This window comes from Neorhizobium sp. T25_13 (assembly GCF_002968675.1).
In the GTDB taxonomy this organism is placed as follows: Bacteria; Pseudomonadota; Alphaproteobacteria; order Rhizobiales; family Rhizobiaceae; genus Neorhizobium; species Neorhizobium tomejilense.
Map to the genome: position 1 here is coordinate 1 of NZ_PVBI01000001.1, position 22,209 is coordinate 22,209.

General features: G+C 59.9%; 23 protein-coding genes. 3 read left to right on the top strand and 20 right to left on the bottom strand.

Annotated features, from left to right (window positions below):
- Positions 1–78: 78 nt before the first annotated feature.
- The 7 genes from C5J22_RS00005 to C5J22_RS00035 form a co-directional block, all read right to left on the bottom strand.
- Complete coding sequence (locus C5J22_RS00005) at positions 79–612, bottom strand: cupin domain-containing protein (RefSeq protein ID WP_105436613.1); 534 nt, start codon at positions 610–612, stop codon at positions 79–81.
- A 70-nt stretch (positions 613–682) separates the two neighbouring features.
- Positions 683–1,951: a styrene monooxygenase/indole monooxygenase family protein gene (locus C5J22_RS00010; protein WP_172746451.1), complete on the bottom strand. Its 1,269-nt coding sequence runs from the start codon at positions 1,949–1,951 to the stop codon at positions 683–685.
- Between the two features lie 48 nt (positions 1,952–1,999).
- Positions 2,000–2,395 carry a cupin domain-containing protein gene (locus C5J22_RS30935; RefSeq protein ID WP_172746452.1) on the bottom strand — a complete coding sequence of 132 codons (396 nt, stop codon included), beginning with the start codon at positions 2,393–2,395 and terminating at the stop codon, positions 2,000–2,002.
- A 127-nt stretch (positions 2,396–2,522) separates the two neighbouring features.
- Complete coding sequence (locus C5J22_RS00020; protein ID WP_172746453.1) at positions 2,523–3,305, bottom strand: class I SAM-dependent methyltransferase; 783 nt, start codon at positions 3,303–3,305, stop codon at positions 2,523–2,525.
- Between the two features lie 301 nt (positions 3,306–3,606).
- A complete protein-coding gene (locus C5J22_RS00025; RefSeq protein WP_205837131.1) occupies positions 3,607–4,101 on the bottom strand; it encodes a hypothetical protein in 495 nt (164 codons plus the stop codon).
- Positions 4,102–4,272: 171 nt separating this feature from the next.
- The gene (locus C5J22_RS00030) at positions 4,273–6,753 is read right to left on the bottom strand and encodes a two-component system VirA-like sensor kinase (protein WP_105436617.1); all 2,481 of its coding nucleotides are present in this window, start codon (positions 6,751–6,753) and stop codon (positions 4,273–4,275) included.
- Entirely contained in the window at positions 6,750–7,808 is a 1,059-nt protein-coding gene (locus C5J22_RS00035; protein ID WP_172746454.1) for a cytochrome-c peroxidase, read from the bottom strand. Before C5J22_RS00035 ends, C5J22_RS00030 begins: the two co-directional genes overlap by 4 nt.
- Before the next feature lie 75 nt (positions 7,809–7,883).
- Here C5J22_RS00035 and C5J22_RS00040 point away from each other — a divergent pair, with 75 nt between their 5' ends.
- Positions 7,884–8,615 carry a response regulator gene (locus C5J22_RS00040; RefSeq protein WP_105436619.1) on the top strand — a complete coding sequence of 244 codons (732 nt, stop codon included), beginning with the start codon at positions 7,884–7,886 and terminating at the stop codon, positions 8,613–8,615.
- Between the two features lie 456 nt (positions 8,616–9,071).
- Here C5J22_RS00040 and C5J22_RS00050 read toward each other — a convergent pair whose 3' ends face one another.
- Entirely contained in the window at positions 9,072–10,154 is a 1,083-nt protein-coding gene (locus tag C5J22_RS00050) for a methyltransferase (RefSeq protein ID WP_205837132.1), read from the bottom strand.
- Between the two features lie 340 nt (positions 10,155–10,494).
- Between C5J22_RS00050 and C5J22_RS00055 the strand changes: the two genes are divergently transcribed.
- Positions 10,495–11,319: a DUF2189 domain-containing protein gene (locus C5J22_RS00055; protein ID WP_105436620.1), complete on the top strand. Its 825-nt coding sequence runs from the start codon at positions 10,495–10,497 to the stop codon at positions 11,317–11,319.
- Positions 11,320–11,347: 28 nt separating this feature from the next.
- Here the strand turns inward: C5J22_RS00055 and C5J22_RS00060 are convergent, their stop codons facing one another.
- The 6 genes from C5J22_RS00060 to C5J22_RS00085 form a co-directional block, all read right to left on the bottom strand.
- A complete protein-coding gene (locus C5J22_RS00060) occupies positions 11,348–11,710 on the bottom strand; it encodes a cytochrome C oxidase subunit IV family protein (RefSeq protein ID WP_105436621.1) in 363 nt (120 codons plus the stop codon).
- Between the two features lie 7 nt (positions 11,711–11,717).
- The gene (locus C5J22_RS00065; RefSeq protein WP_105403356.1) at positions 11,718–12,437 is read right to left on the bottom strand and encodes a heme-copper oxidase subunit III family protein; all 720 of its coding nucleotides are present in this window, start codon (positions 12,435–12,437) and stop codon (positions 11,718–11,720) included.
- Positions 12,438–12,474: 37 nt separating this feature from the next.
- Positions 12,475–13,194, bottom strand: coding sequence for a cytochrome c oxidase subunit 3 (locus C5J22_RS00070; protein ID WP_105436622.1), 720 nt, complete (start codon positions 13,192–13,194; stop codon positions 12,475–12,477).
- Entirely contained in the window at positions 13,191–14,969 is a 1,779-nt protein-coding gene (locus C5J22_RS00075) for a cytochrome c oxidase subunit I (RefSeq protein WP_105436623.1), read from the bottom strand. The genes C5J22_RS00070 and C5J22_RS00075 overlap by 4 nt, the downstream gene beginning before the upstream one ends.
- A 49-nt stretch (positions 14,970–15,018) precedes the next feature.
- Positions 15,019–15,834: a cytochrome c oxidase subunit II gene (locus C5J22_RS00080; protein WP_105403359.1), complete on the bottom strand. Its 816-nt coding sequence runs from the start codon at positions 15,832–15,834 to the stop codon at positions 15,019–15,021.
- A 130-nt stretch (positions 15,835–15,964) separates the two neighbouring features.
- Complete coding sequence (locus C5J22_RS00085) at positions 15,965–16,354, bottom strand: cytochrome c family protein (RefSeq protein WP_105436624.1); 390 nt, start codon at positions 16,352–16,354, stop codon at positions 15,965–15,967.
- 621 nt (positions 16,355–16,975) lie between these two features.
- On the opposite strand from C5J22_RS00085, the gene C5J22_RS30940 reads away from it, so the two are divergent.
- Complete coding sequence (locus C5J22_RS30940) at positions 16,976–17,371, top strand: hypothetical protein (protein ID WP_172746455.1); 396 nt, start codon at positions 16,976–16,978, stop codon at positions 17,369–17,371.
- Here C5J22_RS30940 and C5J22_RS00090 read toward each other — a convergent pair.
- From C5J22_RS00090 to C5J22_RS00115, 6 genes are all read right to left on the bottom strand, one after another.
- A complete protein-coding gene (locus C5J22_RS00090; protein ID WP_172746456.1) occupies positions 17,365–17,583 on the bottom strand; it encodes a hypothetical protein in 219 nt (72 codons plus the stop codon). The two genes, C5J22_RS30940 and C5J22_RS00090, sit on opposite strands and share 7 nt — an antisense overlap.
- 90 nt (positions 17,584–17,673) lie before the next feature.
- Positions 17,674–18,276 carry a TfuA-like protein gene (locus C5J22_RS00095; RefSeq protein WP_371412518.1) on the bottom strand — a complete coding sequence of 201 codons (603 nt, stop codon included), beginning with the start codon at positions 18,274–18,276 and terminating at the stop codon, positions 17,674–17,676.
- Positions 18,277–18,365: 89 nt separating this feature from the next.
- Positions 18,366–19,517, bottom strand: coding sequence for a YcaO-like family protein (locus C5J22_RS00100; protein WP_105436627.1), 1,152 nt, complete (start codon positions 19,515–19,517; stop codon positions 18,366–18,368).
- A gap of 19 nt (positions 19,518–19,536) precedes the next feature.
- Positions 19,537–19,755, bottom strand: coding sequence for a hypothetical protein (locus tag C5J22_RS00105; RefSeq protein WP_105403364.1), 219 nt, complete (start codon positions 19,753–19,755; stop codon positions 19,537–19,539).
- Between the two features lie 32 nt (positions 19,756–19,787).
- The gene (locus C5J22_RS00110; protein WP_172746457.1) at positions 19,788–21,542 is read right to left on the bottom strand and encodes a hypothetical protein; all 1,755 of its coding nucleotides are present in this window, start codon (positions 21,540–21,542) and stop codon (positions 19,788–19,790) included.
- Positions 21,543–21,611: 69 nt separating this feature from the next.
- Complete coding sequence (locus C5J22_RS00115) at positions 21,612–22,052, bottom strand: helix-turn-helix domain-containing protein (RefSeq protein WP_105437148.1); 441 nt, start codon at positions 22,050–22,052, stop codon at positions 21,612–21,614.
- Positions 22,053–22,209: the final 157 nt, after the last annotated feature.

Genomic DNA, 22,209 nt, shown 5'->3' on the forward strand with positions numbered 1-22,209 from the left:
TCCTTGTTGAAGAAGCTCCTCATGCTCTGCCCTTGCCGGACGACGTTCAATGCGAGCGCGACGTCCGGCCTGCGCTCTCTACCTCAACCGCAGGCGCCCTCCCGCGCAGCGGGTTCGTTCACCGGCCCCATAAAAGACCTTCCGAGCGTTACTTGGGTGCGGCCAATCCGGGAGCAAGGTGATGCCGAATCTTGGCGCGGCCTCGCGGAGACGCTCGATCTCCTCAGGCGTCGGCGTTCCTACGATTTCGTTCGGCTGCAGTTCGTGGCCACCCTCCTCGAGAAAGCGTTCAAATAGAGCGGGGGTCCCGATCAAGATGTATCTGCAAGGATTGCCGCTCATGTTTGTAAGCTGGTGTGGAATGCCGCGGGGCAGGAAGATGCTTTGGCCTGAAGTCAGGCGTCGAGGCTGGCTATCGAGCACCGCGGTCAGTTCTCCTTCTATGACGTAAACCGTCTCGTCGTCCCTGGTGTGGACATGGATCGGTGTCTTCGTGTTTCCGTCACTCTTGTTCTCGAAGAGGCAAAACTGGCCGGCGGTCTGTTCTCCGGACAACAGGCACTTCATGACGATGCCTGCAAGAACGAACTCCTTGCTTTCGATGTCGCGCATTGTCTGCTCCTTCCTCGAACGAATCGCCCAGGCAAAGGGTTGAGGAAACCATTCGATGCCTGGAGGACCTTCAAGCCGCTTTTCGCGCTTGGTAGGCTTCGATGACCCCGCTGGCAGCTTCAGTGTCTTCTATCCAGGGGAAGAGATTCTGCGGCCTCGAGAAATTCCCGAAGAACTTCTGGTCTGCGAACAGCCGATTGCGGCCGCATTCTCCCAGCACCGCGGCTGCCGGTTCCGTAAGCGGCTCCAGGAACATCTTGGTAAAAGCGTATGCCCACCGACCGTGGAACTCCCACCAGGCCTCGGACACTCCGGTCATCCACGCGGCGTCGAAATGGTCGCGCCGGGCAATAACGGCATCAGCAACGTACTTCGCCATGCGGTTGGCGTTGTTTGCTCCTTGTCCGGCGATAGGATCGAAGGTGATTGCGGTGTCTCCGAGCGGCATGAGCAGTCCTCCGGACGGCAGGAGGCCGAAAGCTTGGCGCACGGTCGGCGTGACACGCCCAACGAGCCAAGCGTGTTCGTGTTCGTCTCCATCAAGGAATCTCATGTCCTTGACTGCATCCCAATCCCAAAATGCATGCGCCTGGAGCAAGCTGCGAGAGATGTTGACCACCTCCTCGCCGGACTTGGCCTCGGTGAAACGGTCAAGGCAGGATCCAGGCTTTGCTTCCCACAGAACGCACCAGGTCGGACCGGCGGTCTTGTGGGTGTACGGCCCGAAGAAGGCTTCCCCAGCATCACCGTATATATTGAATTTCACCGGAACGAAGTCGACGAAATCATCCCAGCCTCGCACCCCGCTGACAATCGCCATTGCGAGGTGGCGTTGCGGCGCGTCATAGACACTCCTTCCCGGGTCGCGCGGAACAAGGTCGGCCAGCTCGGATCGACCGGCTGCCAGTACGGTGAGATCGGAATGGGTCGCAATCTCGTCAATTCGTTCGGCCGTAACGGACTCGACAATCAGTCGCCCACCGCGACAGTCCAAGTCACTGAGCCAACGATGGATGCGCATCCGGATGTCGATGGCACCTCCGTACGATCCAAAGGAGCCGGCAACCATCATCCGTTCGGATCCTTCGATGGCCGGCTTCATGTGGACCAGCGCGCCGCTCGCGCCCAACATGTCCTGTGACCAGTAGTCCATGCCCAGCTCGCGTTCGACGTCGATCGTCTCGCCAAAGAGGAAGGCGTTTCCCGTTGGTTTCGAATGATTGAGCCACTGGTCGGGTGTGCGATCGGAATACACCGCCACTTCATATCCCTTGCGCAACAATGCGTAGGCGAAGATTAGACCGGCCGTGCCTGCGCCGATCACTGAGATTTTTGTCATCGTATCAATCTCCTGGTCGATTGGAGGCATGCGCGAAAACCGCGCTGTTCATGGCGCCGTGAGGACGATTCCCACGCGGGCGTTTTCTTCCGGGCTGGCATTCCAGTAGCCGTAACGCTTCGAAGCCTGAAGAAAGCGTTCGAACGGGTCGAACGGCCGCACCTGAGGACCGTCACGTACCGGCGAACCTACTTCTTGGAAGAAGCGCCCGATCCTGTCGGTGCTGACGATCAGCATGATGGCCGGTTCGCCTGTCTGGTTGCGAAAAGCGTGCATGGCTCCGCCGGGCACGTGGAAGATGTCGCCCGGCCGGACCTCAATCCATTCGAAACCGTCTGCGGAATGGCTCAGTCCTTCCACGACACCGAAAATCATCATGAACGTCTCCGGGTCAGCATGAGAGTGAAGCGGCACCGAAACATGCAGCGGGATCGTGCCCCGCATGATGCACGGTTCTCCATCCCGCGGCTGTGTCAGGTATTCCACTGTCGGGCCGAAGACCTCGAAAGCCTCAATGTCTTCGCGCCTGATAACGTGCGCAACAGGTTCTATCGATGTAGTCTCACGCATTTCATCGCTCCTCGTTGAGTGGGACGTCCAGGCGTGTCCACGCGCCCACGAGTGGCGGCGGCATGATGCAGGCTGAATTCTCAGTGGCCTCGGCGCGCAATCGATCCGCGAGCGTATCGAGTTGCACCTCCTCGGACGAAGCAATCCCAAGCCGCTCCATGAACGGAAGCAGACTGCGCAAGGTTTCCGCGACATAGTCGTAGACGAAGGATTGCGGACCGCCTTCGACGCGCCCGGCAGCGATCATCTGCGGTGCCGGCAGTCCTGCTTCGAGAAAGGTCGTATGCAGCTTTGGCCCCATGTCCACCTCAAAGCCGCCGCGCTCGAAGGTTTCCAGAATCCAGCGCCTGCAGCGGCGGAACTCCGACCCGTCCGGGACGCTTCGCACCGAAGGCATCGCCATTTCTTGAAATGCCACTATTCCGCCGGGCCGAAGGCGATCGGCGAGCCGCCGCAGCGTTGCCCCGGGATTCGGCAGATACATCATGATCAGACGGCCGATGATCGCGTCGAACTTCCTGTCCGGATCGAAATCTTCAAGTTTGGCGACGTCGAACCGAACCCAATGGCATTGCCCACCTTCCACCGCCCGCTTTTCGGCGGTCTCGATGGCCTCCCTCGAGCGGTCGATGCCCAGCACCGCCCCAGAAGGCCCGACAATCTGGCCTGCAATCAGCGACACGTCGCCGACCCCGCAGCCCAGATCGAGCACCTGCATGCCACGCGCAAGCCCGGCTCGCCGCAGGAAATCTTCGGTGAGATCGCGAATGAACTCGGCCTGCAAGGCAAGCCGCCTGAGTTCGTGTTTCGAATAGCCCAGCGCATAGGAAGCCTCGTCATACGATCCAGGCCCGATGCCGTTTGGCCACCTATGATCAAGAAGAACCTTCTGCATGGTCCTCTCCCGTGTTCGTCTTTGGTTGGCGAAAACCACCGTCAACTCGGTGAGACAATGTCGCACATGTCTGCTACGTCCCGATTTCAGCGGCGAGGAATGAAGGTTACAGCTGCAACAGAGGCACTCTGCGCCCAAGTCCGCGTGAGACGGGAAGCATGTCGAACCTCATGCCTACGGGCCAACCGCATTAACCCGGCGCCTGCGGCACCATGACGATGTGGGGCGTCGAGGGACGCTGCCCGGGCGGCACGAAATCGGGAACGCTGCGATTGTCTTTCGGTAGCGAGCGGACGTAGCGGTGCATCGCGCGCAGGTCGTCTTCCGCAAAGGCCTGCAGATTGAACCAAGGCATCGGTGGCCGCGTCCGCAGCGAGCGGGCGTACCCCACCCATTCGTCTTCGGTCATTTTCGCGAGCAAACCGCGTAGATTGGAAGGGTAGGTGGTACCCCAGGGACCGCTAAATCCAATTGCATCTCCAACAAGCCAGTTTTCCTCCGGCACCTTGCCTGCAGTCGCAAGATATCCAGGGGTATGGCAATCGTTGCATCCGCCGATCTTCACGAGATAGCGACCGCGCTCGATGTCGGTTGATTGGGCCATGCCCTGAACCGAGCCGACGATCGCGAGGCCGAGAAGCCCATACAGAACGAGGCTTGTACCCAGTGTGGCGTAGCGGATCATCATCGGCTCCTTTCAATTCGGTTGAATAGGCTACGGCTGGCCGACGTCGTGTTGCAGGCCGACATGTGGCGATCTTACGGAGACGCGGCTACTTGGTGATTTCAGCGCAGGGGCTGTTGCGTTACGGATGTAACGGCGGAAAGGGTTCGTCGCCGGTACTGAGAACGTTGTTCAGGCGGGCAGTTGACGTGCGAGGCAATCGCCGAGATCTCTCGAGAGCAGCGGCTTCTTCAGTACTTCGCGTATCCCTGCGGCCTGCAATCGTTCGGGCTTGAGGGGCCTGGTATATCCCGTCATCAGCACGATCGGGAGGTCGGGACGGATGGTGTGTATGACACTTGCGAGCTCGGTGCCTCTCAACTCCGGCATGATCTCATCGGTGAGAATGAGATCGAAGCGTCCGGGATCGGCGCGGAATGCTGACAGCGCTGCCTTGCCATGCCCGAAGCCCACCGGCTCGTAGCCGAGCGCCGCGAGCATGTCTTCGCCGAGCAGCATGAGCGACTCGTCGTTCTCGACGATCAAGATCGTCTCGCCGTGACCGTGCGGGACGGATCGGTCGTGGTCAGGCTCCGGGTGCACCGTCGCCTCGATTTGCGGGAGGTAAACGGAGAATGTCGCGCCTTGTCCGGGTTTGCTTTGCACATCGATGGCGCCGTGGTGCGCGGAGACGATTCCGTGAACGGTGGAAAGCCCCAGCCCAGTGCCCTGACCGGCGGGCTTGGTGGTGAAGAATGGTTCGAAGATCCTCTCCATCGCCGTGGGGTCGATGCCGGGACCGCTATCCGAGATCTGTAGCAGGACATGGCGCCCGGCCTGCATCGAGCCATGCGACAGCTCGCGTTCGTGCGGCATGAAGACGGTTTTCAAAACGACCCGGACCGCGCCGCTGCCGTTCATGGCCTGAGCAGCATTGGTCGCGAGGTTCACGACCACCTGTTGCAGCTCCGTTCCGTCGCCCATGACGGCGGCATCGTGCACGGCCAAATCGACATGAAGGGATATGGTGGCGGGCAGCGACGCCCGCACGAGATCGACGGCCTCTGCCACGACGGTTCGCGCATCAAGGAGTTTTTGTTCGCGTTCGCGAAGGCGACCGAAAGCCAGGACTTGCTCGACGATATCCTGCGCCCGTTCGCCCGCCTTCATGATCTGCAGCACATATCTGCGTGCGCGCGAATCCTTAATCAGGATGGCCAGGGCCATTTCCCCGTAGCCGCGGATGGCACCCAGTATGTTGTTGAACTCATGGGCGATCCCGCCCGCCAGAGTTCCGATCGCCTCCAGCCGCTGCGAGCGATTGAGCCGCAGTTGCAGGTCTTCGCGCGCGGCCTCGCTGCGTTCACGGATCGTCGCATTGGCGAACACTTCAGCCACAGTACGAAAGAGCGCGACGTCGTCTTCCCCCCAGGCATGCGGGTGCTCGTGGAAAAGGAATACCGCACCCCGGCCTCTTGCGGCCATGTCTATTGGGATCGAGAGCAGGGACCGGATCCCAAGATGCGCCAGCGCCTCTTTCTCGTAGCCGTCAGGGAGTCTTGCGATGTCCGGAACATGAATGCTGCCTTGCGTTTCACGGCCATCCACGCGCCAGTTCTGGATAAGTCGAGCCAAGCTTTCGGTCCGGGCGATGCCGTCGGCAGGTTCGTGCTGGACGCCGTCGTAATCGTTCGGTTCAGGCAGAACGAGTTCGGCTCCAGTGATTTTCAGGTGAGATGCCAGATGCGCAAGCGCCCCCTGCGCTGCAGGCTCGATTTCACTGCGTGGCAGATTGATGAACCGGGTAGAGATCTCGGCGACTAGCCGCTCCAGTTCAAGCCTCGCCTTGAGCCGATCTCTGTTGGCGCGCAGCTGGACGAACAAGTAGGCGACATAGCCCATCAATACGACTGCGACGCCGTAAAGCAGGCTCATGAAAATGTTGGCTCGTCTGGTCGCGCGGGAATGCGCTTGGAGATAGGAGTCCTGGAGCAACCGTGCGGCACCGCCCAGCGGGGCAGACTGGATGTTGGCAACGAGACCGTCGACGCGCGGCAGTGTGCCAATGATGAGGCGGGCGTGGGAAATCAGCGAGTGGACGTCGCTTGTTGCTGGCGGCTCCACTGCACGACGCGCCAACGCATTGATCGAACTCGTGACTTCTTCCGCAAGATCCCGCCGGGGCGCGTTGATGAATCGAAGCATGGCTGCCGTCAGCATGCCGATCTCGCCCGCTACGCCCGTTTGTCCGTTTCGAGAGGTCAGGCGCTGGCTGAGGTGATTGAAATAGGACAACGAGTTCTGCAGCAGTGCGTTGTCCGACTTGAAGGATTCGACGAGCGCCTCCTGCTCGGCGACCGCTCTGGCGACCTCGGCGGTCTTTTGCCGTATGTCGGAGCTGGCATTTCCAATCCAACCGTCGTCGGAGGGTAGGTCGGCCGCAGCCACCCGCAAGTTGTTCATCGACTCGACAAGTGGGTCATAGTTCGGTAGCAGCCCCGCCCGCCCGAGCAGCACGTCCCTTTGAAGCTCGGCGTCATACAGGATGACCGATTGTAGCGCGTCCGCGCGTTCGTACCGCGGAGCATTGATGGAAGTGCCTTTGGCGAGGAAATAGGTCAGGACAACGAGGAACACCACCAGTGTGGCGGCGAGGAACGGAAGTCGTCTCATGGCTTTCGCCCTTCGCCAAGACGCCGCCCACGGTACTCGCCCGTCAGCGTGTTCAGGAAGCGAGTGATCGATGCGATGTCGTCTTGCGGCAATTCGCGACCCAGCTGCGCGCGCGCCATGATGCTGATCGCTTCCTCGAGCGAAGCGGTGCGGCCGTTGTGGAAATAGGGCGCCGTGAGCGCGACATTGCGAAGGCTGGGAACCCGGTACACATGACGATCCTGCTCCAGGCCCGTGACGGTAAAGCGGCCAAGATCGCTGTCGTCTTCGCTCGCGCGATCCGTCAAAGGATCGGCAAAGATGCCGAACCGCTGGAACAGGTTTCCGCCCACATTCGCCCCCTGGTGGCAGGCGATACAGCCATATTCCTTGAAGAGCTCGTAGCCGCGCAGTTCCTCGGAGGTGAGCACACCCTTTTGGCCCATGAGATGTCGGTCGAAACGCGCGTTGACAGTGATGAGGGAACGCTGGAAGGTGGCCAGTGCGTCGAGGACGCTGTCCCTTGTGGGGGCGGAACTGTAAGCAGCCGCAAATCTCCGGAGATAGCCAGCGTCGCCCTGCAGTCTTCGAAGCAGTTCATTCCAGCTCGCGCCCATCACGTCGGGATCGAGCAGGGCAGCCTCGTTCTGCTCCTCGATCCTGCGGAACTCGCCGCGCCAGTTCAGGCGAAAATTGCGCGAGACATTGAAGATCGTGGGGGCGTTGAAATCCAGCAGTTTGCCCTCGGCTCCGGCGGGACGCTCAAGGCCGTCGTCTCCTCCGGCGGTTAGGTCGTGGCAAGACGCGCAGGCGACCGTCCCGTCACCCGACAGACGCGCATCGTGAAAGAGAAGCTCGCCCAGCGACACCCTGGCGGCATCCGTTGCCTCCGAGGGCCGTAGGGGCGTAATGGGTTCTCCGGCATCCTGCGCGGTCTGGCCGAGCGCCACCATCGGCGGCCATGGCATCAAAGCGGTGAAGCAAAGGAGCAAGAGTCCGGCACCGGCCACGCCGATGGCCAGTGTTCTCATCGCCCGGTCGATTCGGGAGCCGGGCTGCAACCAGGCGAGGTGCATGACCATTTCAACACGAAACCGCCAAAAATCGGCGCTTTAATGGTAAAAGCGGCGCGAGCGATCGGAGCAATCATCATGACCTCCTCCGCAGCGAGCCATGTGCTGATCGTTGATGACGATCCGGACATGCGCAGTATGCTCGCCGAGTACCTGGAAGGAGAGAACTTCACCGTCAGCGCAGTTGCCGACGGGCAGGCGATGGAATCGGCCCTGCGGGAAAAGCCGGTCGACCTGATTATCCTCGATATGAAGCTAGGAGGCGAGGACGGGCTCGATCTGATGCGTCGCCTAGGCACTCCTCCCGAAGCTCCGATCATCGTCGTCACCGGACACCGCCGCGAGGAAACGGACAGGATCGTCGGTCTCGAACTCGGAGCCGATGACTATCTGACGAAGCCCTTCAGCCCCCGTGAACTGCTGGCGCGCATAAGAGCGGTGCTACGCCGTTCCGCCGCCGCTCAGCAGCGCCTGCGCAGCAACGAGCGCCGGGTCCGCTACTGGTTCGCCGGCTGGCATTTGGACATGCGGATGCGCCGCCTCGTTTCTCCAGAAGGAAAGCCGGTTCCGCTGACCGCGGGCGAGCTCAATCTGCTGACGGCATTCCTGCGTTCTCCGCAGCAGATGCTCACGCGTGACCAATTGCTGAGCGCCAGCCGCGTGCACGACGAGGAGGTTTTCGACCGCAGCATCGACGTGCAGATTCTGCGTTTGCGTCGCAAGTTGGAGCAGGATCCCAGCGACCCGAAGCTGATCGTCACAGAGCGTGGAGCAGGCTATTTGTTCACGACCCCGGTAACAATCTCCTAGCTAGGCGTGAGTTTTCATTGGGTTGGTCCATCCGGTCTCGACCGGGAAGCTGAGGTTGTCGAAGCTTCAGTGGTTCTCGGAGGACCGGATGAAAGTCCATAAGAATGCCCGGCGGCCGTCGGAATTCGGTTCGCTACTTCATCGACATCAGGTTCGTGATCAGACATGGCTTGATTTCAAATACTGGCGCGGGAACCTCGGAACAACCGATATCTCTCAGCTGTTCGGGGGACAAATGCGCGATTGCCCGACGTCTTGTGATGGTCAGTTGCCAGGTTATGAGAACCCGGATTACAGCCACTGTGGTTTTCAGCGCGAATCCAGGCGGGCGCACTCTCGACAACTTACGGCTGCTGCGGGTTTCGTTGTGAGGCATTTCGGCCTCCCATTTTTCCAGATCAGGGGCATATTCTTGGGGGTGGACGGCAGAACGCCTATTCCACTCCGTTTTACACCTTACGGCTTGCGGCCGATCACGCCGCCGCTGGCGGCGGGCGCGTCGAACCAGACCGTCTCGACGTGCCTAAATCCGGCTTCCTCGAGCCATGCCGAATATTCGGCCGGCGTGTAGTTTCGTCCTCCTTCCGTCTCGATCAGCATGTTGAGGCTCATCAGCGCGGCCGACACTGGCCCGGTCTTTTCGTCGTCGACAAGAAGCTCGCTGATGACGACGGCACCGCCGCTCGGCAAAGCCTCGAAGGACCGGCGCAGCAGGGCGCGGTTCGTCGCCTCGTCCCAGTCGTGCAGGATCATCGACAGAAGATGTACGTCATGCCCCTCCGGAAGACCATCGAAGAAGCTGCCGCCGACGGTATCCACGCGGTCAGCCATGCCGGCCTCGGCAATCTTGCCTGCGGCGATCCCGGCGACATGCGGCAGGTCGAACACGGTCGCACCAAGCTCGTCATATTGCTTGCAGAGCTCGATGTCGTAGGCGCCAGATCCGCCGCCGATATCCAGCAGCCGGCGGAAACGACTGAAATCCACGGCTTCGCCGAGCTTGCGCGCACTCATCGCGGACATCGAATGCATCGCTTCCCAGAAGTACGCCAGCATTGTCGCGTCCTCGCCGTCGAACAGCGAGGATTGTACCTCCGGGTCCCACGTGGTTGGCCGGTTCGTTCGCAGCGCTTCGGTAAGTTTGCCCCAGCCAGCGTAGAGCCGCTTGTCGGCCATCTGCACGAAGCCACCGAAGTAATATGGTGTCCCGCGCACTAGATAGGCTTCGCTTAACGGCGTATTGCGATAGCGCCCGTCCGTTTTCTCCAGAAGCCCGAGTGCAGCGCAGCCGGTCAACAGCATCTCGGCCGGGCGTGGTTTCAGACCAAGCTCTTCCGCCAGCCCGGCAACCGTAGTGCCGACGCCGCCCGCAAGGCGGCTAAAGAGGTCCAGCTCGTGCGCAGCGGCCAGGGTCTTGAAGGCCCAGAACCCGGTCGAAAGCGCCATCAGCGGGACGGCGGAAGGAAGCTCCGGCGTAGCAATCGGCTGGACGTTCGCGTGCTTGGCCGGACGTGTTGCCTGCGAAAATTGACTGGCCATGATCACCTCTCTTTCGGAGCATGTCACAGCCGCAACCGGCTGGCTTGTGGCCATCCATTCGGCGAACTGTGGCTCCTGTCTGCTCAGGTGCGAATCTGGGCGCGCAGGGCTACGCCACGATTTCAGAGGGAGAAAATTTGGTTACGGTTGAAACTTATGTCATTTGGCCGGAGCCGGCTGACTTGCGCATCAATTCTGCGCCGTAGGGTGCGCCGCTGGTCAAGTTTCGACCGGGGGTGTATAATCTTCACGCGTGCAGGTTCAGTCCTATGGCGCCGTTCCTAACGCGGGTATCCGTTGTGGTCGTTGTTGTCTGTGACAAGAATGGAGAGGAATTGTTATGGCACATTTTCACGTGATCGCGGGAGGCGCCAGGAAGGCGGCCTATCCCACCGTGCGGCGCATCAATGTGGCAGATGTCTTCACCTCGCTGCGTCAGGGGTTGGATGATTTCTGGACCAAGCCGTCGCACTACGTCTTTCTCTGCCTGATCTACCCTATGGCCGGTGTGGTCCTGGCGTATTGGACATCCGGTGCCAATGCGCTGCCGCTGCTGTTTCCGCTGATGTCAGGCTTTGCCCTGATCGGTCCAATAGCGGCGCTTGGTCTTTATGAGATCAGCCGCCGGCGGGAGCTTGGCCTTGACACCTCCTGGCAGCATGCGCTCGAAATCAGGCATTCCCCGGCGGTCCCGGCAATCCTTGCCATCGGCCTTATGCTGGCGGTGATTTTTATCCTGTGGCTTCTGACGGCGCAGTCGCTCTATGTCAGCCTGTTCGGGCCGGAACGGCCGGAATCGCTGTTGATTTTCGTCAATGAGGTGTTTGCGACGAGCAGGGGTTGGCAGCTGATCCTCTACGGAATTGCCGTCGGCTTCCTCTTCGCTCTGGCCGTGCTTTGCACCACAGTCATTGCATTTCCGCTGCTTCTTGATCGCGACACTGGTGCGGCGACAGCGGTTTATACTTCGATGAAAGCCTTCGTGGTCAATCCCATGGAATTCATGCTCTGGGGTCTCGTTGTGGCGGTGCTTCTGGTCGTCGGCTTTGCGATGTTCTTTGCGGGTCTGGCTATCGTGATCCCCGTACTTGGGCACGCGACCTGGCATCTGTATCGCAAGGTCGTTGAACCGGAATCCGTCTTGGGGAGCGGTACCGGTCGGTAGGTCGGAAAACCGGCTTCGGCACTGCCCGTCAGGGACCAGTGCCGAAGAAGGCGAGGCGGGTGAAGATCGTATAGTCCGCTTCCGATACCATCAGCGCGACGAAAACCAGCACCAGCAGCGGCGGCAGCAGGATGGCGTAGACGAGCGCCAGCCGCTCCCAGGCCATGTGCATGAAGACCGCAACGATCAGCCCGGCCTTCAGCATCATGAACAGCAGGATCAGTGTCCATCTGAGATAGCCCTGGAGGCCGAGATAATCGACCATATAGGAAAAGGCGCTGAGTACGAACAGCAGGCCCCAGACGAAGAGGTAAAGCTGGATCGGATGCTGCTGCCCGGTTTGGAGCTGCTGTCCAGATTGGATGTGTGCATGCGCCGTTGTCTCGTTCATGACGACCTCACCACAGATAGAAGAATGCGAAGATGAAGACCCAGACCAGATCGACGAAGTGCCAGTAGAGGCCCATGATCTCGACGGCCTCGTAGCGGCCTCTCCGGCTGGTGAAGAAGCCGCGCCGTTCTTGGTCGAAATCGCCCCGCCAGACCTTGCGGGCGACGATGAGGAGGAAGATGACGCCGATCGTGACATGGGTGCCGTGAAAGCCGGTGATCATGAAGAAGGTCGATCCGAACTGTGCCGCCCCCCAGGGGTTTTCCCAGGGGCGCACGCCTTCGGTGATCAGCTTCGTCCATTCGAAGGCCTGCATGCCGACGAAGCCTGCCCCGAGGAGCGCCGTCAATAGCATCAGCATTGCGGTCCTGTGGCGTTCCCGGCGATAGCCGAAATTGACCGCCATCGCCATGGTGCCGCTGCTCGAGATCAGCACGAAGGTCATGATCGCGATCAGGATCAGCGGCACGTCCTGGCCGCCGATATGCAGCGCGAAGACCTCGCTCGGATTGGGCCATGCGACCGGCGTCGACATGCGGGCGGTCATGTAGGCGATCAGGAAACAGCCGAAGACGAAGGTGTCGCTGAGCAGAAAAATCCACATCATCGCCTTGCCCCAGGAGGCGGTCTTGAAGGCGCGCTGATCCGATGCGAAATCGGCGGCGACACCGCGCAGGCCCGCCGGCCTGAGGTCTGGCTCGCCATGTGTCCCGATAGTCTGTGCCATCTGCAAATCTCCTGGTTGAGCTCCCTTGGTTCGGCCCCTAGGTCAGCAATGTGCGGCAGAGATCGAAGAAGTCATTCGCCCAGCCGGCAAAGAGCGCAAAGAGCAGGAGCCAGACGGCGAGCATGAAATGCGAATAGATGGCGGAAAGATCGATGCTGAGGCGCAGCCTGTCCGGCTGAACGTCGCTCGCGAATGCCCTGACTGTCGTCTGAGCGAGCACGGCGAGCCCGCCGAGGATATGCAGGCCGTGCAGGCCGGTGAGCATGTAGAAGAAGCTGTTGGCGGGATTGTCGGCCAGCACGTAGCCGGCCGCCGTCAGTTCCCGCCATGCCTGGACCTGTCCAGCGAGAAAGAAGAGGGCAAGGGCAAATGCGACAGCAAGCACCGGCCGCAGGCTTTCCATGTGGCCGTGCCCCGCTTCTCGTCTCGCCCATTGCAGCGCGACACTGCTTAAGCCCAGTGCTGCGGTGTTGACCCAGAGCAGCCGAGGAACGGGTGTGCCCCACCAGTCCGTCGATGCCATGCGCATGAAATAGGCGCTGACGGCAAGACTGAAGAGTGCGCCGACGACGCCGAGAAACACGAAGAGGCCGATTTTCACCGCCGGTACGGGCGGCTGTTGCCGATCGGCGCCGTGATGATCCGGCAGCTGCACGGACCCGGTTTCGAGCCAGGGTTTCGAGGCCAGCCGCTGTCCGGAAAGCCACCAGACAATGATGGCGGCGATAACGGCAAGGAAGATCAGCGTGACGCTCATGCCGGAACCTCGCGTGTGATGCCGCCGCTTGCCGGCACGGTCTGCGGAATGAAGTCCTCGGCCGCTCCCGGCACGCTGTAGTCATAGGCCCAGCGGTAGACCACCGGCAGCTCCTTGCCCCAGTTGCCGTGGGCAGGCGGCGTCTGCGGCGTCTGCCATTCCAGCGTCGTTGCCCGCCATGGATTGCCGCCTGCCTCCCTGCCGCGGAAAAGGCTCCAGACCAGATTGAACAGGAAAACCATCTGCGCGGCCCCGACGATCAGTGCCATGACCGTTATGAAGATGTTCAGCGTATGGGCCGAAGGCGGAACGAATGCCGTCTCTCCCATCTCGAAGTAGCGGCGCGGCACGCCGAGCAGGCCGAGGTAATGCATCGGGAAGAAGATCGCATAGGTGCCGAGGAAGGTGGTCCAGAAGTGGATCTGGCCGAGCGTCTCGTTCAGCATGCGTCCCGTCACCTTCGGATACCAGTGACAGATCGCCCCGAAGATGACGAGGATCGGCGCCACGCCCATGACCATGTGGAAATGCGCGACGACGAACATGGTATCCGACAGTGGCACGTCGACGACGACATTGCCGAGGAACAGGCCCGTCAGGCCACCATTGACGAAGGTGACGATGAAGGCGAGCGCAAAGAGCATTGGCAGCGTCAGGTGGATATCGCCGCGCCATAGCGTCAGCACCCAGTTGTAGACCTTGATCGCCGTCGGGACGGCGATGATCAAGGTCGTGGTGGCGAAGAAGAAGCCGAAGGCCGGGTTCATGCCGCTGACATACATATGGTGCGCCCAGACGATAAAGCTGAGCGCGGCGATGACGACGATCGCCCAGACCATCATGCGATAGCCGAAGATGTTCTTGCGCGCATGCGTGCTGATCAGGTCCGAAACGATGCCGAAGGCCGGCAGTGCGACGATATAGACCTCCGGATGCCCGAAGAACCAGAACAGGTGCTGGAACAGGATCGGGCTGCCGCCACCATGTTGCAGCTGCTCGCCCATTTCGACAATGGCAGGCATGAAGAAGCTCGTGCCGAGCAGGCGGTCGAACAGCATCATGACGCAGGCGACGAACAGGGCAGGGAAAGCGAGCAGCGCCATCACGGTGGCGGTGAAGATGCCCCAGACGGTGAGCGGCATGCGCATCAGCGTCATGCCGCGCGCGCGTCCCTGCAGCACTGTCACCACATAGTTCAGGCCACCCATGGTGAAACCGATGATGAAGACGATCAGCGAGGAGAGCATGAGGAGGATGCCCCAGTCCTTGCCGCCGGGCGTACCTGACAGGACGGCCTGCGGGGGATAGAGCGTCCAACCGGCACCTGTCGGGCCGCCGGGGGCGAAAAAGCCCGCGGCCAGGATCAGTACCGCCAGCAGGTAGATCCAGTAGCTCAGCATGTTCGCATAAGGGAACACCATGTCTCGCGCGCCGACCATCAGAGGAATGAGGTAGTTGCCGAAGCCGCCGAGAAACAGCGCAGTCAGGAGATAAATCACCATGATCATGCCGTGCATGGTGATGAACTGATAATAGTGATCGGCATCGATGAAGGCGAAATAGCCGGGAAAGGCAAGCTGCAGACGCATCAGCCAGGAGAGCACCAGCGCCACGAGGCCGATCGCGATGGCGGTCAGCGAATATTGCACGGCAATGATCTTGGCATCCTGGCTGAATACATATTTCGTCCACCAGCTTTTCGGATGATAAAGCTCGACATCCTCGACTTCGGCGGAGGGGATGGCGCCTGCGCTGCCGGATGGAATCTCGACCATGATGTCTCTTCCCTTTCCTTCCGATGCTGCCTGAAACCGTTTCACCGGTTCAGTTTGCCGGTCGCGGCTCTCCCGATGCCATAAGCTGGGTGAATGTCTGCTGCTGCCCGAGCCAGGTCTGATAGTCCGCCGCTTCCTCGACGACGACGGTCCCGCGCATTTGCGCATGGCCGATGCCGCAGAGCTCGGCACAGAGAATCTCGAAGCTTCCCGTCCGCGTCGGCGTGAACCAGAAATAGGTGATCATGCCGGGGATCATGTCCATCTTGGCGCGGAATTCCGGCACATAGAAATCGTGGAGGACATCGACGGAGCGCAGCAATATGCGCACCGGCTTGCCGACCGGCAGATGCAGCTCGCCGCCCTCGATAATCACGTCGTCGAGGCCGCTTGCGTCGTTCTTGTTCAGGCCGAGCGGATTTTCGGGGCTGACGTCGCGCGTCTCCGCACGGCCGAGCTTTCCGTCCGCGCCCGGCAGGCGGAAACTCCACAGCCACTGCTGGCTGACGACCTCGACCGGTACGGCATCGTCAGGCACCGTGATGAACTGGTTCCACACCACGAGGCCGGGCGCCAGCATTGCCGCGACGCCGACTGCCGTTCCCGATGCCAGCAGCCATTCCAGCCTGCGGTTTTCAGGCTCATAGGCCGCCTGGCTGCCTGGCTTGTGCCGGAAGCGGAAGACGCAATAGGCCATGAACGAAACCACCGCCACGAAGACGATGCCGGTGATCCAGAAGGTGATGACGAGCGTGCTGTCGATATAGGTCCAGTTGGACGCGATCGGCGTCCACCACCACGGGCTCAGCACATGGAACAGCACGGAGCCGACGACAATCAGGACGAGAATCAGCACAACAGCCATTTCCGCCCCTCCCTGAGCAGGTCGACCGTGAAACCACATTCTGCAGAAATACCGGGTTATTATCGCACGAATGGAAAAGATGGGCAATTACTGCAATTTAGGCATGTCCACCCGGTCGTCTCTCAGACTGTCACTGGGAATATTGCTTGAGATAGGCGATGAGATTGGTGATCTCCTGCTCGTCCTTCACACCGACGAAGGCCATCTTGGTGCCCTTCACCTTCGCTTTTGGATTGTGCAGATAGTCGCGCAACGTCGCCTCGTCCCAGACAAGACCACCGTCTCCGGCCGCCTTCATCCCGGTCGAATAGGCGAAATTGGGATGCGTTCCGGCCTTTCGGCCGAACAGCTTGTTCAGCGACGGACCGACCTTGTTCGTATCGGAATCGACGACATGACAGGTCGCGCATTTCTTGAAAACGGTGGCGCCCGCCGTCGCGTCACCTTCCTGAGCTAGGGCATCAAACGACGAAACGGCGACGATGGACGCGCCGATCAACAAAACAACACGATAGGTCATGGCAAACCTCATCCTCCTCAAGGTTGCCCAATTGCCACATCATCCGCCGTCATCTTCGCGCGGATATGTTTGCGATCACTAAAAGAGTAGTCCTCCGGGTTGGCAAGTCAACCGGCCCCACAAGAGGTCGCGGATCATATTTGGCTCAATGGCCTTTTGAGGATGCGATCAAGAAAGCCTGGACCTGTGACGGCTGGAAGCCCCGAGGCGTACACGTCGTGCCGCCTGTCAGAAAACCTTCAACGCGGGAACCGACACGCAGTGCAGCATGAGATCAATCAACGCTCTATGTGAGTAGATAGACAAGGATTGCGGCTCCCAATAACCAAAGCCCGCTCAGAAGGCCTAGAGAAACAGCAACCGTTCTGCGGTCAACCTGAACCCACGACCGCTTTGGGCCGCGCAGGCTCATAGCAGACGTGCCATTGGGCGTGGTCGGAACTCCGAAGGCCGATATGCTTTCCTCAGCAGAAGATGCTTTTGATGGTCTCGCGTTCATGCCAGTCTCATCCAATTTTGTCCGTGATTTTTCACCGAGTCCAACCAAATCCATTCGATTTCTCGACTTGAGGGCAATGGCCCCTGAACACGCCAGCGACGATTGCTGACCCGAGAGAGAGCTTGGCGGTCTCAAGCAATGTTGTGGCGCTGACCAAAGATCTCACCGCCGATCTCCGGAAGCTTCTCGTCAATTTTGATGGTATTCCGCCGGAGTTGATTGCCGGCGCGCTGATCCGGTACGCCGACGAGATCATGCGCCTGCAAAAGTTGTCCCAGTACTCGTCGGTTGTGGTAGAAATTTGCCGGATATTCGCTACACTTCCTGACCGAACTGGAAGACAGCGACAGCTGTGTGGAAGTTCCACTGTCGCAGGGCCGCCCCCAGCGGTTACCCCACTGCGGCAAGGGCTCGACGTGCTTTCCATACCGCCCGTCGAGCCCTTCGTGCCGCCCCCACTGCACCGTTCAGCGACCTCAACCGCCGACCATCATCCGATCGCGGTTCCCGCCTATTGATAGGTTTGACTTGATGTTTTGCGTGAGTGCTTGGTCGCCGTAACATCCAGGTCACCAGTAAGCTCCTTGGTGATCGCTTCAAGCGTCACGGAAAGTCCAGCCTCGACCTCGATCGATTTGAGGCCTTTTGCGATCTCTCTCGCGTAGATCACCAGCCTCGCCAGAGCGACGAGTTCTACTTCCATATCAGTTTGCAAATCCGAGTATGCCATGCACCGACCCCCAACTTGTGTGGGCAATCTAAAACTCTTTGAGGGTCGTCGGGCGTGACATCGCCGTGACACAACGCATGGCTGATGACGCTAGCCATCACGCCAGAGAGACGTTCGGTTAAATTCAAAGTGGGTGGAGGGAGAATACGTGTCGGCCCGGCGCAGAGCGTCGATTAGGGCTATGGCGTCCGCTCTTTTTTGGTCCACATAGTTGTGGCGAAGAATTCGCAGCACCTCGTTGGCGCGGGCACTCGCAATTTCCGGGCAGTTTGCCACGATCGCGTTCCAGCTGCGGACCTTGAAGAACAAAGATCGCGCGCTTTCTTTGAGATGTCGCGCCTCCTGACCGTCGATCAGGCCGTGCGTGCAACAGCTGACGACTGTTGCGTCGACATTGACCATCGGAATGGTGACGGCGACATATCCAAGCTCTTCCGGTCCATGCAGCAGTGCGACATCCGCATCGTCGATACGGGTTTCGCTCGCATAGGCCGCGAAGATTTCCCCGACGCCAGTCATGCCGAAGGCGTGACACTCTGCCGCCCGCAAGGCGCCCATGCTCGCCGCTCCGAAGACCGCCACGCCTTTCGAGAGACCGTAGAGAATTTCCTTATGCCAGACGGGGGCGACATATTCGAAGGCGCCGTCGATCAATCCGATAGCCCGCGCACCTTCGTTGACCGCCAGCCGCACGTCTCCCTGCATCGCCGGCGGCCTCACAACCGTATCATCAGCGACGAAACGTCTTGCCTCCGGCAGGCTTGGACCGACAAAGAGTACTTTCATGAGGTAAACGATGCTGTCATCGCCCTGTCGCCAAATCTGTGCCGTCGCTCTCCCTCAGGACTTTCCAGTCCCGGCACCAATATCTTGACGACCGCAAAAGGTGATGTCGGTTCGCTCAATCGGACGGCGATTGCCTGCGTGATACCCGACCGCTTCAAGTTCCCCAAGATTCCTGCGAGGTCGTTTGGACCGGGCAAGGGCACGCCGCGTGAAGGATCAGCAGAAAACAACTTTAGCAACCTCTCAGGCAGTGGTCGCCGATAGGTCTCATGGAATACGTCGTCACGTGCGCCACTGATATAGGTGACCCGGGACTGTGCGGCTTCCGTCAGCGCGCGCACTGCAGCGCGCTCGGGGGATGGGTGAGCACCACAGCCGAACGTCACGTCGACATAGCGTGGCGCATGGGACGCGAGCGCGGTTTTAGCCGCAAGGAAGGCGCCGATACACGGTATGCCGATATCGCTTGTCATGTCGAACATACGCAGCAGGAGGCCCGCATCCTCGATTTTCGCGATAAGGGACCTAACGTCCTCATCGCTGAATGCGTCGGGTTCCAGACACCTGGAGTGCTGGCGCGATTCGGGAAGAACCTGCCACAAGACATGAGCGTCGCGTTCGATACGCTCGAGAAGGCCGTGGAAAATTGCCTCGTCATGCGTGTTACCCGATGCAAGGCCATCCGAAGATTGCCAGTACCGGCAGTTCAACAGGCTCCGGTCGAGTGACACGGCTTCGGCCGGAACGTAGACGCGATCAAAACTGAAGAGGTCTTCACCCGCCGCAAATGCCATAGTGTCAGTTGCCCGGGGAGGGGACTGGTTCCGGCCAAGGAGCGGCACAAGCAAGTCGACACGCTCGCCTGCATCCGAAAAAGCTGACGCGGAAACATTCCTGATTGACAGGAACGGATCGCAAGCGACAGCCCGCTCGATAGCCTCCATGACCGCGGATGTTCTCGCATCGGCATCGGTAAGCCCTTTGCCTTGAGCAACCACGATCGATTTGGCGTTTGGAGTATAGGCGCACCAGACCGGAATACCGATATGATCTAGTCCGGTCTGGCGGCCAATGCGGGTTATCCCGAGCGTCTTCAGAAAAGGACGCACCCGCTCATAGGTCTCCTCGGGCGAGCAGATGCGGTCCATCGCTTACGCCGTCGGCAGCTTAGCCATCGAAGACACCAGAGAAAGCCTGTTCGGAGGAGGAGACTGCAACCGCCAAATTGACGTCTTTGACAATTGTTCCCCCTGCATTTCTAAGATCGTTTGCCGCAGCCAGCGGCCCGGAAACGGGCGGCTGCATCGGCAGGACCGTTCCCGCATCAATGTCCGCCAGATAAAGCTGATTGTCTCCGGGCAGCCCGATTATCACAACTCTTGCCATATGTTACCCCCTTGGTTTTTGGTACTAAAAATCTAAAAACCGGCTTTTACCAGGCCTTCCCGGTAGAGTTCCTTCTGCCATTGCTCTTTGACCGGCAGCACGGAGAGCCATTTGTCGAGATCGAATTGCGGGTTGAGCTCCTGAGCCTTGCGGCGATGGACGCGTGCCTTCGCGGTATCGCCAGCCATAGCATAACTCGCCGCAAGCAATCGCCGGGCCGACGAAGAGTCGTCCATTCGGTCGATGTAGCCGATTGCCTGATGAAACTCGCCCAGGAAATAGCTGGCGCCGGCCGCAATCCAGAAATAGTCGTCTGGGCATATCGGGTTGAGACGGATCGCTTTGTTGATCTTTGCCAACCCATCGGCGGGCTTCGATGCATGAACCAGAGCGTCGGCATAGCCGCATATTGCGTCGGCAAGGTGTGGGCTTAATCCCTCCGCGCGATCGAATGCCTCCAGGCTTCCGTCGACATCGCCGCGGTAAAGCCTCGATAGCCCAAGCTCGCGGTGCGCCGATGCCAGTTCCGGCTCCAAGGCCACCGCTTTTCTTGCCGTTTCTTCTGCCTGAACCAGCAGTTCGGTCTCTCCCCGTGCCGTCAAGACCCATTCCCAGGAGTAGGTACGGGACAAACCCGCCAACGCCGGCGCGAAATCCCCGCGCATTCTCAGCGTTTCTCGAAATGCATTTCTGGCCCGGCGCACGTCAGGGAGCGTGAACTTGTTGAGATGCTGGGCGCTTGCAAGATAGGACCTATAGACATCCGGATGAGCACGGTAATCGGCGAGCACAATTTCGGTGCGCTGGAGGTGGCCGCTGATTGCCATCACGATCATCTGCGCCACTTGTCTGCGGTGTGAAGCAAGTGAGCTGGCGTTGAGGCGGAAGCGTTCCGCCCACAAAACGCTGTCCGAGGGAAGGAAGATCATCTGCACGAATAGACCTTCGTTGCTGATGTTCGTGTCGAGGACGTAGGAGATGGAATGTCTCTCCAGCTGAGCCATCTTATCCGCATCCTGCCGGATGCGGGCAGCCGTATACGGAGCAACGACCGCCACCGTCCTCAAGGAGCAAAGACTTATCGTGATATCTTCCATCAATGCGCGGGCTGGATAAGCGGCGTTTTGCTCTGCTTCCTGGGGAGGAAGTAATACCAGCCGGGGCAGTTCCGTGGGCATTGAGGGGACGACTGCTGTCCCTACGGGCAACGTGAACTCAGCTCGACTGACCGATGATCTAGAGGATCCAATTTGGTCGTCGTGACGATGCGCCCCAAGCAGCACCTCGCGTACGGCGGAATCGCCCGGATCGTGTTCGAGGAGTTGTTTTGCGCTATCCTTGACATCGGCCCATTCCGACCGACTTGCCGCGGCGGCTTGTGCCTCGAAGAGCCCCGCGCGAAAACGTTGCCACTGGACCGACCGTTGTTTCTCGACCCATGGTTTTAGGCCGACGGGTAAATTGGCTTCGTCCAAAAACTGCCGCGTCATCAATTTCGACATCGCGTTCAATCGCGGCAGCGCTTCAAGATCACTGGAGAAGACGGAGAAATCCGCCTCAAGGGGCTCGGCGGACAGCTGTACGGTCGAAGCCGTGAAATCGAGTGGAGCGGGCCAGCCGTCCACGTTGCATTTGCGCACGCGCTCGGTCATTTTTCGAAAGTTGATCTTGGCGGCGTCTTGATCGCCTGCCCAAAGCAGCCGCGCCAGATAATCCCGCGGCAGCTCAAATTCACCGCTGGCCAACATATAGGCGAGGCCGAACAGTGCCTTCTGTGGCAGTGGCACTGTCCCTCGTTCCCCGTCAGCAAGCCAAAGGCCTCCGAATGTCACAAGCCGGAGCATCGGAACGGTCCGCTAACGCGTTGCGCCCGGATCCGCGTGATCGCGATCCAGACCTGACGGGGCCCCCAAGGATTTGACCAGTTGAACGATGTTTTGGCGCAGCTTCGCATTCGCCACCCTCTGGAATGCCAGATTGAGTTCCACCCCCTCGCGGGTTGCCAGAAAGGAGGTCACCGCGTCTTCCTCCTGCACGACAGGCTTGCTATCGGTCGTCGATGACGGGATTGGCGCATCGGCAAAGAAATAGCCAACAGGCGTGTCCAGTATAGTTGCAATCATTTGAAGACGACTGGCGCCAACCCGATTGGCTCCCTTTTCGTATTTCTGCACTTGCTGGAAAGTAATCCCAAGCCCGTCGGCCAGTTTCTCCTGAGACACCTTCAGCATGGCCCGCCTCAATCGGATCCTTGATCCCACATGTACGTCAATCGGGTTCGGCTTCTTCTGATCCATCACAGCACCCTCTGTCACCGCCACACAGTGGTATAAACGGAGACTTCGTGCAACTGGGACCTGCCGGCAAAGGTGTGCACTATGTAGATTCATGGCAAACCACGACCTGCGCGCCTTCCAAGCTTTTCCAGTGCGCCTGATCTGGGCGCGGAGTTTC

What these genes read in the sequence shown, in the direction of transcription:
- C5J22_RS00030 (WP_105436617.1), bottom strand. Translation starts at nt 6,753, where the DNA reads ATGAGACGACTTCCGTTCCTCGCCGCCACACTGGTGGTGTTCCTCGTT.
- C5J22_RS00035 (WP_172746454.1), bottom strand. Translation starts at nt 7,808, where the DNA reads ATGCACCTCGCCTGGTTGCAGCCCGGCTCCCGAATCGACCGGGCGATG.
- C5J22_RS00010 (WP_172746451.1), bottom strand. Translation starts at nt 1,951, where the DNA reads ATGACAAAAATCTCAGTGATCGGCGCAGGCACGGCCGGTCTAATCTTC.
- C5J22_RS00040 (WP_105436619.1), top strand. Translation starts at nt 7,884, where the DNA reads ATGACCTCCTCCGCAGCGAGCCATGTGCTGATCGTTGATGACGATCCG.
- C5J22_RS00070 (WP_105436622.1), bottom strand. Translation starts at nt 13,194, where the DNA reads ATGAGCGTCACGCTGATCTTCCTTGCCGTTATCGCCGCCATCATTGTC.
- C5J22_RS00080 (WP_105403359.1), bottom strand. Translation starts at nt 15,834, where the DNA reads ATGGCTGTTGTGCTGATTCTCGTCCTGATTGTCGTCGGCTCCGTGCTG.
- C5J22_RS00115 (WP_105437148.1), bottom strand. Translation starts at nt 22,052, where the DNA reads ATGGATCAGAAGAAGCCGAACCCGATTGACGTACATGTGGGATCAAGG.
- C5J22_RS00075 (WP_105436623.1), bottom strand. Translation starts at nt 14,969, where the DNA reads ATGGTCGAGATTCCATCCGGCAGCGCAGGCGCCATCCCCTCCGCCGAA.
- C5J22_RS00025 (WP_205837131.1), bottom strand. Translation starts at nt 4,101, where the DNA reads ATGATCCGCTACGCCACACTGGGTACAAGCCTCGTTCTGTATGGGCTT.
- C5J22_RS00060 (WP_105436621.1), bottom strand. Translation starts at nt 11,710, where the DNA reads ATGAACGAGACAACGGCGCATGCACACATCCAATCTGGACAGCAGCTC.
- C5J22_RS00050 (WP_205837132.1), bottom strand. Translation starts at nt 10,154, where the DNA reads ATGGCCAGTCAATTTTCGCAGGCAACACGTCCGGCCAAGCACGCGAAC.
- C5J22_RS00105 (WP_105403364.1), bottom strand. Translation starts at nt 19,755, where the DNA reads ATGGCAAGAGTTGTGATAATCGGGCTGCCCGGAGACAATCAGCTTTAT.
- C5J22_RS00090 (WP_172746456.1), bottom strand. Translation starts at nt 17,583, where the DNA reads ATGGCATACTCGGATTTGCAAACTGATATGGAAGTAGAACTCGTCGCT.
- C5J22_RS00085 (WP_105436624.1), bottom strand. Translation starts at nt 16,354, where the DNA reads ATGACCTATCGTGTTGTTTTGTTGATCGGCGCGTCCATCGTCGCCGTT.
- C5J22_RS00055 (WP_105436620.1), top strand. Translation starts at nt 10,495, where the DNA reads ATGGCACATTTTCACGTGATCGCGGGAGGCGCCAGGAAGGCGGCCTAT.
- C5J22_RS00100 (WP_105436627.1), bottom strand. Translation starts at nt 19,517, where the DNA reads ATGGACCGCATCTGCTCGCCCGAGGAGACCTATGAGCGGGTGCGTCCT.
- C5J22_RS00065 (WP_105403356.1), bottom strand. Translation starts at nt 12,437, where the DNA reads ATGGCACAGACTATCGGGACACATGGCGAGCCAGACCTCAGGCCGGCG.
- C5J22_RS30935 (WP_172746452.1), bottom strand. Translation starts at nt 2,395, where the DNA reads ATGCGGGGCACGATCCCGCTGCATGTTTCGGTGCCGCTTCACTCTCAT.
- C5J22_RS00005 (WP_105436613.1), bottom strand. Translation starts at nt 612, where the DNA reads ATGCGCGACATCGAAAGCAAGGAGTTCGTTCTTGCAGGCATCGTCATG.